Genomic DNA, 10,547 nt, shown 5'->3' with positions numbered 1-10,547 from the left:
CGGCCCGCGGGCCGTGCGGCCCGCGTCCTTCACCTGCCGTCAGCCGCCGTGCGCACTCCTCAGAACTGGAGCGCCCAGGAGTCGATGTAGCCCGTGTCGGCCGACGCGTTGTCGGTCACGCGCAGCTTCCATGTGCCATTGGCGACCTCCGAGGAGGCGTTGACCGAGTAGGTGGTGTTGATGTTGTCCGCGCTGCCGCCGGTGCCGAACGCCTTGAGCGTGTAGGCGGAGCCGTCGGGGGCGATCAGCTGGACCTGGAGGTCACCGACGTAGGTGTGCACGATGTTCACGGGGACACTCAGCGAGGCCGGGGCGTTGCCCGCGACACCGCTCACGGTCACCGGCGACTCGACGGTGGCGTTGTCGTTGACCGTGTAGTTGGCGGTGTTCTCGAACCTCGCACCGGGCGGAGTGACCGTACCGCCGGGCACGTTGAGCAGACGGTTCGGCGAACCCGTGCCCGGGTTGGTGACAACGCCGGTGCTGGCCAGGGAGATCAGGCCCGAGGCGACCTGGGCCGGCGTGGCCGTCGGGTTGGAGGCCAGGTACAGCGCGGCGGCGCCCGTCACATGCGGGGTCGCCATCGACGTACCCGAGATGTTGTTGGTGGCGCTGTCGCTGGTGTTCCACGACGACGTGATCGACGAGCCCGGCGCGAAGATGTCCAGCGCCGTACCGGTGTTGGAGAAGCTGGAGCGGGCGTCCGTGGAGGTCGTGGAGCCGACCGTGATGGCCTCGGCGACCCGGGCGGGCGAGTAGTTGGACGCGTTCAGGCCGTCGTTGCCGGCGGCGACCGCGAAGGTCACACCGGACGCGATGGCGTTGCGGACGGCCGCGTCGAGCGTGCTGTCCGCGCCGCCGCCGAGCGACATGTTGGCGACGGCGGGCTTGACGGCGTTGCGCGCGACCCAGTCGATGCCCGCGACGACACCGGCCGTGGTGCCCGAGCCGGCGTTGTCGAGGACGCGTACGGCGACGATCTTCGCCTTCTTCGCGACACCGTACGAGGTGCCGGCGACCGTACCGGCGACATGCGTGCCGTGGCCGTTGCCGTCCTGGGCGACGTTGTCGTTGTCGACGGCGTCGTAGCCGTTGGTGGCGCGTCCGCCGAAGTCGCTGTGCGAGATCCGGACGCCGGTGTCGATGATGTACGCCGTGACACCCTGGCCCGCGGAGTCGGGGTAGGTGTACCTGCTGTCGAGCGGGAGGTTCTTCTGGTCGATGCGGTCCAGGCCCCAGGAGGGCGGGTTGGTCTGGGTCGCCTCGGTGTGGAAGGTCCGGTTCTGGACGACGGACGCGACGGCCGGGTCGCCGGCGAGCTTCTTCGCCTGCGCCTCGGAGACGCGCACGGCGTAGCCGTTGAGGGCCTTGGTGTAGGTCCTCTCGATCGTGGCGCCGTACTCCTTGGCCAGCGCCTTGCCGGAGGCCGAGCCGGCCTGGGCCGCGGAGCCGCGGAAGGTGACGATGTAGCTGTCGGCTATCGAGCCGGCGGCGCCGGCGTACTGGATCCGGCCCTCCTGCTGCGGGGCCGCGCTGGCGGGGAGCGCGGTGACGGCGCCGAGTACGAGGGCTGCGGCGGCTGCCGTACCGAGGGCACGACCGAATCTTCGCCGGGCGGGAAGCACTGCTGACATGTGAGGGGTCCTTCTCTGGAGGAGGTGCGCTGATGGCGGGGTGGGGCGTGGTGCGAAGGCGCCTGGAGCCGGCGGACGCCGCTCCGGGCCGCGCGCTGTACTTCGCGTGCTCTGCGAGGACTGATGACGGCATGGCGGAATTACGTCATGGACATGACAATCAGAAGAGCGGGGCTGATCGGACAGGTCCAGGGTGGGGTGCCAACTCGGTGCGCCAGCCGAAAGATTGATGGCTCCACGGCAATTCCGCAAGAGGACGCGGGTAGACGTGACACAGCCGCCATACGGCGGCCACGATGCCGATGACGGTGCGACGGCGCGAAAACCGCATCCGGCCTGCCCGTTGTCCCCCGCGACGCCGCAACCCCGTCCTTCGGTACGTGTACGGAACACGTCACCTCCGGCGTCGGAACACGCCGACGGCACGCGGCCGCTCGCCCCGGCGCTCCGCGCGGCGGGAATCGCCGGCCGCCGGTGGTGGCGGCGGTAGACTCGTTGATGCTGACTTGCATCATAAAAGTCATGAGGCGGACCATGCCGGATGGACCACGACGAGCGGACCGTGACGAGAGGGAGTGGGCATGAGCGGACAGCGGTCGTCGCACCCGGGGGCGGCCTGCCCGATCGCGAGGGCGTCCTCGGTGGTCGGGGACAGGTGGATCCTGTTGATCATGCGTAACGCGACCCTGGGCATGACGCGCTTCGACGCGTTCCGCTCGGAGCTGGGAATCGCCGACAACATCCTTTCCAACCGCCTCGGCCGCCTGCTGGACGCGGGTCTGCTGACCCGGGTCCCCTACCGCGACGAGAGCGGCCGGGGCCGTCACGAGTACCGGCTCACGGCGGCGGGCGCCGATCTGCTTCCCGTACTGAACGCGCTGGCCGCCTGGGGTGAGGCGCACACGTCCCCCGCCGAGCCGGCCGAGCCCATGCGGGTCCTGCACTCGGTCTGCGGGCACACCCTCGACGCGTGCCGGTTCTGCGAGAACTGCGGGCGAGAGGCCGTACGCGGCGAGATCGCCTGGCTGCGGCCCTGGCGATCCCCGGAGCCCGTTGCCCTCGCGGACGCCGCACTCGAACCGGCCCGCTGAGGCGTCGCACGGGCCGCGCCACCGGCCCCGCGGCCACCGGCCCGACCGGCCCCGGAGCCTGGGTTGCACATCGAAAGCTACGGGGTTACGTTCGGAGGGTAGAGGGTCACCGGTCACAGGCGTGCGGCCCGACCGCGTGTGGGTGGCAGGTCTGTGCCCATGGTGCCCGACCGCGCGGCACGGCTGTCCGCCCGGGTGACGGGCGATGTGCCGCGGGAGACCTTCATCGGAAGGGATGAGCACTATGACGGTCTCACCTTCTCTCGCGATTGAGTCGACGAACCACTCCATGACCCGTCTGAGGATCGTTGTCGACGCACCCTTCGACGAGTTCCGCTCCCGCTTCGAACTCGCCGTGCCACCCCTCGACACCGAGCGGATGGCCGAACTGTTCGAGGCACGGGCCAGTTGGGACGAGGTGAAGGCGACGATCGCCGCCTACGCGCCCCACGACCTCATGATCTACGCCACGGTCGACGCGACACCCCTGATGTCCCTGGCCGGCCACAACCGTCCCTGCGTCGAATACCTCATGGGCAACCACGTCATCGCGGAACGCATGTTCCGCCACGATCCCGCCGCTCTGCTCTACGCCCCTCTGCGGGTCGCGCTGTACGAGGACGCCGACGGCCACACCGTCTTCGCGATCGACCAGCCCAGCACCGTATTCGCCGGACTCGGCAACCCGGCCATCACGCGTGTCGGACTCGAACTCGACCGCGAACTCGACGCCCTGCTGGTCCACCTCGGTATCGGACCCGTGACCCGGTCGTAGGCCACCCGGCCACCCGACCGCAGGCCCTCCGTCCGCGCCTCCCGGTCCGCCGTACGGCCGCCGGCGTCACACCGGACGGACCGTCGGCCGTTTCGGGCGGGCGGTAGCTCCCGGTCCGGCCCACGCGAACGCGAGCACGAGGGCGGCGGGAAAGCACGGTGGCCGGAGACAGACGGGCCCCGTCACACCCGAAAGGTCGCAGCCATGAACAGACTGGACGGCAAGGTCGCCCTCGTCACCGGCGGCAGCAGCGGTATCGGATTCGCGATCGCGCGGAAGTTCGCGGAGGAGGGCGCTCACGTGTTCATCACCGGGCGGCACCGGCCGGAACTGGACAAGGCGAAGGACGAGATCGGCGGGAACGTCACGACCGTCCAGGGCGACGTCACGGTCTCCGACGATCTGGACCGTCTCTTCCGGACCATCGCGAAGGAGAAGGGAAGGATCGACGTCGTCGTCGCCAACTCGGGTCTGGTCGATCCGCAGGAGTTCGGCCGGATCACCGAGGAGGGCTTCGACCGCACCTTCGGTCTCAACGCCCGTGGCACTCTCTTCACGGCCCAGAAAGCGCTGCCGCTGATGAACGACGGCGGATCGATCATCCTCGTCGGATCGATCGCCGCCGACGCCGGCATCGAGAAATACACCACCTACAGCGCCGCCAAAGCCGCCGTACGGTCCTACGCCCGCACCTGGACCAAGGAGCTCGGGAACCGCGGCATCCGGGTCAACACCCTCAGCCCCGGCCCGATCGACACCCCGATCGTGGAGAGCCAGACGGACTCCGAGGAAGACGCGGACGCGCTCAGGGCGGCCTTCACCTCGCTCGTCCCCCTCGGACGCATGGGACATCCCGAGGAAATCGCCGCCGCCGCCCTCTTCCTCGCGTCCGACGAGAGCAGTTTCTGCGCGGGCATGGATCTGAGGGTCGACGGCGGCATGGCTCAAGTCTGAGGACGGAGTCCGTCCGGACCAGGGAACTCGTCACGTCGGACGAGTTCGTGAACACGTGTCATTCGCAAGGAGGCCGACGCGCATGACGAAGAACGATGACCGGCTCTTCCTGATCACCGGCGCCACGGGGAACACGGGGAGAACCGCCGCACGGCTGCTCCTGGAACGAGGGCATCGGGTACGTGCGTTCGTGCACCGGGAGGACGACCGCTCACGGCAGCTCGCCGCCGCGGGCGCCGAGACCGTCGTGGGCGACCTGCTCGGCCTCCACGACGTGGGTTCCGCCCTGCGCGGAGTGAGCGGAGCGTACTTCTGCTACCCGATCGCCCCGGGGCTGCTCGACGCCACCGTCACCTTCGCACAGGCGGCCACCGAGGCCGGCGTCCGATCGGTCGTCAACATGTCACAGATCTCGGCGCGCCGGGAGGCCGTCAGCGACCAGGCGCGCCAGCACTGGCTCGCCGAGCGCCTGCTCGACCGGACGTCGATGCTCACCACACACCTTCGGCCGACGTTCTTCACCGAATGGATCAGCTGGTGGTGGGGGCGCCAGGGGGACGAGGGCGTACTCCGCCTTCCGTTCGGCAACGGCCGTCACGCTCCCGTCACCGGGGCCGACCAGGCGTATGTGATCGCCGCCGTCCTTGAGAGGCCGGAGCCGCACGACCGCCAGGTCTATCCTCTCCATGGCCCGGTCGAGATGGACCACCACGGGATCGCCGAGGCGGTCTCGCGAGCACTCGGGATTCCCGTCACATATGAACCCATCAGCGTGGAGGAGTTCGCGGACGGGTTGGCTTCCCAGGGGGCGCCGTCCCATCTGATCCAGCATCTGAGCAATGTCGCCGTCGACTACCGCAACGGTGTCTTCCGGGGCACGAACAACCTCATCGAGGTCATCGGCGACCGCTCTCCCCTGACCGTGGAGGAGTTCGTCATCGGCAGGAGGCACGACTTCGACCACAACGGTCCGCGCTTCACGCCCCCGAAGCCGGCGCCGGACGGTTCATGGCGGCACATCACAGCATCGCGGATCCGCGGCCTTCATCCGCATCGAAGGTGACGCGGTCGAACCGGACGGATCCGCCACGGTTCTCGTCGCAGCGGCGTAAGAGGTTCCTCCCGCCGACGCGGCACGGGCCGGGCACGGCACCGGGTGTGCGTGAACGGGCGGGGCCGCCGACGGGGTCGGACGGTGATGATGTCCGTGTCCGGTAATGGCCGCTCGACGAGCCGTCGGCGGTCGCGGGGAATCCCTCGTCGGGATGCGAAAGCCTGTGCACAGTGGTCACGACGCCACCGTCACCCGCCGGGGGGAGATTCGGCGGGACCGCACCTGATGTGGGGGTAATCATGCGTATGCGTATCCGTTCCGCCGCGGCCGTCGTGGTCGGCGCCTCGGCCCTGTCCGCTCTCGCCCTGCCGGCCGTTCAGGCCGCTCCGGCCGCTCCGGCCGACGACGTACAGGGCGACACCCAGCTGTCCAACGTGATCGTCAACGACGGCAAGTCCATCGTGGTCGGCGCTTCGGGCAAGGCTGCGTCCGTGACCGTCAAGCTGACGGCCTCCGACCCGAACGGCATCAGCGACGCCGGCGGGATCCTCTACCACGGCACCGACGTCAACCACAACGACTGGGGTGTGACGCTCCCCAGTTGCGGTCAGCACCTCGTCACCACCTACACCTGCTCCTTCACTCTGAAGAGCACCGCGAACCGGCACTTCGGCGTGAGCAAGAACTCGCAGGCGGGCACCTGGAAGATGTGGGCCTACGCGATCGGCGCCGACGGCGACTACCGGTTCAGGGACCCCGCGAAGACCTTCAAGGTGCTGCGCGCCACCAAGCTGACCGCCAACGCGGCCCCCGAGCCGGTGAAGAAGGGCAAGACCATCACGGTCACCGGCACCCTGACCCTGGCGAACTGGGAGAGCCACAAGGACATCGGTTACGGCGGCCAGTCCGTCGCCCTGCAGTTCCGCAAGGCCGGGACCACCAACTACGTGAACGTCAAGGGAATCAAGTCCAGCACCACGGGCTCCCTGAAGACCACCGTCACCGCCTCCGCCGACGGCTACTACCGCTTCACCTACGCGGGCTCGGCGACCGCCGCCACGGTCAGCGCGACCGGCGACTACATCGACGTCCGCTAGGGTCTTCCGTTCGGATCCGGCTGGACACACGGCGCCGGGCCGTCCTCAGGGGCGGTCCGGCGCCGCTTTGCCCGAGCGCGGTCCGGGCGCGGGGAGAGCGGGGGCGCAGCGGAAAGCCGAACGAATGCGCATGGAGGGAGCATTGGTCTAGGCCAGCCGCCCCTGTCCCTGTATCCTCATCAGTGGCCAGTGACACACAATCCCCCCACCCAGGTTGCGTGCTGGCACGGGCGACGCCCGCAACTCTGTCCCAAGCAGCCGGGTTCCCCCCATTCGCCGCTTCTAGGAGAGTCACGGTGAACGTTCGCACCAGAAGCTCTGCGATCATCGGCACCATCTGCCTTGTCGCTTCCCTCGCCCTGGGCACGGCTTCCGCCGAGGAGCCCGCCGCCCCGCGTAAGGCGGCGAAGGTCGCTCTCACGAAGGTGGCCATGGCCCAGAATCCGATCGCCGGCACCGCCGGCCCCGGTGGCACGGTCTGGATAGCCGAACGCGCGGGCACCGTAAGGGTCCTGGGCAGTCAGGGGCTCGGCGCGCCCGTCCTCGACATATCCGCCGAGACCACCACCGACGGCGAACGCGGCCTGCTGGGCATCGCGTTCGACAAGAAGTTCGCGCACTTCTACATCTCGTTCACGAACCTCGAAGGCACCAGCACCGTGGACGAGTTCGCCGTACGGCAGGGCAAGATCCGGCCGAACACCCGGCGCACCGTCATCACCCAGACCCAGCCGTACTCCAACCACAACGGCGGGGACATCAAGTTCGGCCCCGACGGTTATCTCTACATCGCTCTCGGCGACGGCGGCTCCGGCGGCGACCCGCACGGCAACGGACAGAACCTCGACACGCTGCTCGGCAAGCTGCTGCGGATCGACCCGAGCGGTGGCAGGCCGTACGCCATCCCGGCGGACAACCCGTTCGTGGACGACCCGGCCGCGAAGGACGAGATCTGGGCGTACGGGCTGCGCAACCCGTGGCGGTTCTCCTTCGACGCGGGCACGGGCGACCTGCTGATCGGCGACGTCGGCCAGAGCGCCTGGGAAGAGATCGACTGGGCCCCGGCCGCCAGCGAGGGCGGCGAGAACTACGGCTGGTCCTCGATGGAGGGCACCCATCCCTTCCGGGGCGGCACGGAGCCCGCGAACCATGTGCCGCCGGTGTACGAGTACGACCGTAACGGGCTGGGCTGCTCGGTGACCGGCGGATTCGTCTACCGCGGCAAGGCGATCCCGGACCTCAGGGGCCAGTACGTCTTCAGCGACTACTGCGACGGCACCGTCCGCACTCTGCGGATCAAGAACGGCACGGTGACCGGCCAGAGCGACCTCGGGGTCAACGGCGGCGAGGTCATCTCGTTCGTGGAGGGCGGCAACGGCGAGCTCTACGTGCTCGCCATCGGCGGCACCGTCTCCCGCATCGACCCGGCGTAACCATCTCGTCGGCTGACACCCCGGACCAGGCCCGGTGCTGAGACATCAGCACCGGGCCTGGTCTGCTCTCCGGCCCCGTCGTTCACCGGTCCTGCCCGTCCGGGGCGGGGGTGGCAGTGGGAGTGGTGAAGCGGACGGGGGCCTGGAAGCGGGCCTTGCGCGCGGCGCGGCGGAAGGTGGTGAGGACGGCGGGGCCGGCGAGTGCGACGCACACGAAGTTGGTCACGGCGCGGCCGGTGTCCCAGCCGAGGGAGGTGGCCAGGTCGAAGGCGAGGTAACGCTGCCACTGCTCGGTGAAGGGCAGTCCGGGCAGGTAGGCGATGGAGCTGTTCGGATCCAGCGAGAACGGCCAGAAGGAGAGGTTGAGGAGGAAGCCGAAGAGATAGCCGGAGAGTGCTCCGTAGAACGCCAGCATCAGGACCTCGCGTCGGCCGGTGGCCTTCGGGAGGAGGCCGGCGAGCATGCCGACGAAGGCGCAGCCGAACATCTGGTAGGGCATCCAGGGGCCGACTCCGCCGGTGATGAGCGCGGAGGCGAAGAGGGATGTGCAGCCCAGGGTGAAGCCGAAGCCGGGACCGTAGACGCGCCCGGCCAGGACGAGGACGAAGAAGACGGTCTCGATGCCCGCCGTGCCCGCGCCGAGCGGACGCAGGGCCGCGTTGACCGCCGACAGCACTCCCAGCATGGCGAGCGCCTTGGAGTTGATGCCGCCCTCGGCGATCTCGGAGATCACCACACACAGGACGAGGACGAGGAGCACGCCGAAGATCAGGGGCGGCGCGTAGGCGGCACCGAATGTGCCCGGGGCGACGAGAAAGGGCCAGAAGAAGGCGACGACACCGAGGAAGGCCGCCATGGCGATGACGATTCCGGCCCGGGGCGCGATGCCGATGGCGGCGGCACGCCGGCTCATGAGTCCGCCTCGTCGTCGCGGGGCACGGCGGTCACCTGGTCGACCGTGAGGTAGGGCAGGGGTGCCAGGATCTTCGCGACCTGTGGTGCGAAGACGGGTGAGGCGACGATGACTTCCGAGGTCAGGTCGTCGGCGACGATGTCGCCCTCGGCCATGACGACGACCCGGTCGGCGGCGCGGGCGGCGAACTCGACGTCATGGGTGGAGATCACGACGGCCCGGCCCTCGGCGGCGAGAGCGTCCACGATCCGGATGAGCTGGGACTTGGCCCGGTAGTCGAGGCCGCGTGTCGGTTCGTCGAGCAGGACGACCTGGGGGGCGGCGGTGAGCTGGACGGCGAGGACGAGGGCGAGTTTCTGTCCCTCGGACAGGTCGCGTGGATGGGTCGCGTCGTCGATGCCGGGAGCGAGCCGGTCGAGGATCGCACGGGCGGACGGTGCGGAGCCGGCGGCGTCGGAGACAGCAAGGGCGGCAGAGGCGGAAGAGGCGGCAGAGTGACGGGACTCGGTGTCGGCCTGTTCGAGTTCCTGCTCGACGCTCTCCAGATAGAGCAGATCGGTGGGTGTCTGGGGCACCAGACCGACCAGTCGCCTGGCCGCGGACGCGGACAGCGTCCTCGGGTCGCGCCTGCGCGTTCCGTCGGCGGAGGTGACCTGTACGGTGCCGGCCTTTCGGGGCCCGGAGCCCTGGAGGGCCCACAGCAGGGAGGACTTGCCGGAGCCGTTGCGTCCCATGAGCGCCGTGACCTCGCCGCCGCGCAGGTCGAGATCGACTTCCCGTACGGCCGGTACGCCGTGGTAGGCCACGGTGACGCCCCGGGCCTTGAGGAGACCGGGCCGGTCGGCGCCCTGCACCGGACGGACGGGTGGCGGCGGTGTGTCGGCGAGCCGGGCACGCAGCGGTACGGCGGCGCGGCGGGCGTCCCGGACGGAGAGCGGCAGGGGTGACCAGCCCGCGGCGCGCCCGAGTTCCACGATGGGCGGGGCGATGGGCGAGGTACGGAAGATCTCGGCCGGCGGGCCCGGCACCACGCGTCCGTCGCCGGGCAGATGGAGGACCCGGTCGGCGTACTGGACGACCCGCTCCAGCCGGTGTTCGGCGAGGAGCACGGTGACACCGAGGTCGTGGACGAGGCGGGTGACGGCGGCCAGCACCTCCTCGGCCGCGGCCGGGTCGAGCGCGGACGTCGGCTCGTCCAGGACCAGGATCCGCGGGTGCGCGGTGAGGACGGAGCCGATGGCCACGCGCTGCTGCTGGCCGCCGGAGAGTTCGTACAGGGCGCGGTGGCGCAGGTCCGCCAGGCCCAGCAGATCGAGGGTCTCCTCGACGCGCTTGCGCATGACCGAGGGCGCGACGGCCAGTTGTTCCATCGCGTAGGCGAGTTCCTCCTCGACGGTGTCGGTGACGAAGCCGTCGAGCGGGTCCTGGCCGACCAGGCCGACGACATCGGCGAGTTCGCGGGGCGGGTGTTCGGCGGTGTCCCGGCCGTCGACCGTGACGCGTCCGCGCAGGGTGCCGCCGGTGAAGTGCGGTACCAGACCGTTGACGGCGCCGAGGAGGGTGGATTTGCCGACCCCGGTGTGGCCGACGACGAGG

The 10,547-nt window shown here is 69.8% G+C and carries 9 protein-coding genes; 6 read left to right on the top strand and 3 right to left on the bottom strand.

Annotation, left to right across the window (positions count from 1 at the left end; genetic code table 11):
- Positions 1-59: 59 nt before the first annotated feature.
- The gene (locus BFF77_RS17655; protein WP_066950527.1) at positions 60-1,634 is read right to left on the bottom strand and encodes a S8 family peptidase; all 1,575 of its coding nucleotides are present in this window, start codon (positions 1,632-1,634) and stop codon (positions 60-62) included.
- A gap of 581 nt (positions 1,635-2,215) precedes the next feature.
- Between BFF77_RS17655 and BFF77_RS17650 the strand changes: the two genes are divergently transcribed.
- From BFF77_RS17650 to BFF77_RS17625, 6 genes are all read left to right on the top strand, one after another.
- Positions 2,216-2,725, top strand: coding sequence for a winged helix-turn-helix transcriptional regulator (locus tag BFF77_RS17650; protein ID WP_066950524.1), 510 nt, complete (start codon positions 2,216-2,218; stop codon positions 2,723-2,725).
- A gap of 289 nt (positions 2,726-3,014) precedes the next feature.
- Positions 3,015-3,500, top strand: a complete 486-nt coding sequence (locus BFF77_RS17645) for a DUF302 domain-containing protein (RefSeq protein WP_066950521.1) — start codon at positions 3,015-3,017, stop codon at positions 3,498-3,500.
- 204 nt (positions 3,501-3,704) lie between these two features.
- On the top strand, positions 3,705-4,454 hold the full coding sequence (locus tag BFF77_RS17640) for an SDR family NAD(P)-dependent oxidoreductase (RefSeq protein WP_066950519.1): 750 nt from the start codon (positions 3,705-3,707) through the stop codon (positions 4,452-4,454).
- A gap of 82 nt (positions 4,455-4,536) precedes the next feature.
- Positions 4,537-5,517, top strand: coding sequence for an NAD(P)H-binding protein (locus BFF77_RS17635; protein ID WP_066950517.1), 981 nt, complete (start codon positions 4,537-4,539; stop codon positions 5,515-5,517).
- Positions 5,518-5,813: 296 nt separating this feature from the next.
- Positions 5,814-6,605, top strand: a complete 792-nt coding sequence (locus BFF77_RS17630) for a hypothetical protein (protein WP_066950531.1) — start codon at positions 5,814-5,816, stop codon at positions 6,603-6,605.
- Positions 6,606-6,901: 296 nt separating this feature from the next.
- The gene (locus tag BFF77_RS17625; protein ID WP_066950515.1) at positions 6,902-8,038 is read left to right on the top strand and encodes a PQQ-dependent sugar dehydrogenase; all 1,137 of its coding nucleotides are present in this window, start codon (positions 6,902-6,904) and stop codon (positions 8,036-8,038) included.
- A gap of 82 nt (positions 8,039-8,120) precedes the next feature.
- Here the strand turns inward: BFF77_RS17625 and BFF77_RS17620 are convergent, their stop codons facing one another.
- Both BFF77_RS17620 and BFF77_RS17615 read right to left on the bottom strand, forming a co-directional pair.
- Entirely contained in the window at positions 8,121-8,951 is an 831-nt protein-coding gene (locus tag BFF77_RS17620) for an ECF transporter S component family protein (protein ID WP_066950512.1), read from the bottom strand.
- The coding region (locus tag BFF77_RS17615) for an ABC transporter ATP-binding protein (protein ID WP_066950509.1) at positions 8,948-10,547 on the bottom strand (1,600 nt) is incomplete at its 5' end. The genes BFF77_RS17620 and BFF77_RS17615, both read right to left, overlap by 4 nt.

Source organism: Streptomyces lushanensis, assembly GCF_001700515.1.
GTDB lineage: Bacteria > Actinomycetota > Actinomycetes > Streptomycetales > Streptomycetaceae > Streptomyces > Streptomyces lushanensis.
The sequence above is the reverse complement of the archived record's forward strand: the minus strand, read 5'-3'. Positions and strand labels throughout refer to the sequence as shown.

Excerpts from the sequence above, each read along its gene's own strand:
- BFF77_RS17635 (WP_066950517.1), top strand. The coding sequence starts at position 4,537 with ATGACGAAGAACGATGACCGGCTCTTCCTGATCACCGGCGCCACGGGG.
- BFF77_RS17645 (WP_066950521.1), top strand. The coding sequence starts at position 3,015 with ATGACCCGTCTGAGGATCGTTGTCGACGCACCCTTCGACGAGTTCCGC.
- BFF77_RS17620 (WP_066950512.1), bottom strand. The coding sequence starts at position 8,951 with ATGAGCCGGCGTGCCGCCGCCATCGGCATCGCGCCCCGGGCCGGAATC.
- BFF77_RS17630 (WP_066950531.1), top strand. The coding sequence starts at position 5,814 with ATGCGTATCCGTTCCGCCGCGGCCGTCGTGGTCGGCGCCTCGGCCCTG.
- BFF77_RS17640 (WP_066950519.1), top strand. The coding sequence starts at position 3,705 with ATGAACAGACTGGACGGCAAGGTCGCCCTCGTCACCGGCGGCAGCAGC.
- BFF77_RS17655 (WP_066950527.1), bottom strand. The coding sequence starts at position 1,634 with ATGTCAGCAGTGCTTCCCGCCCGGCGAAGATTCGGTCGTGCCCTCGGT.
- BFF77_RS17650 (WP_066950524.1), top strand. The coding sequence starts at position 2,216 with ATGAGCGGACAGCGGTCGTCGCACCCGGGGGCGGCCTGCCCGATCGCG.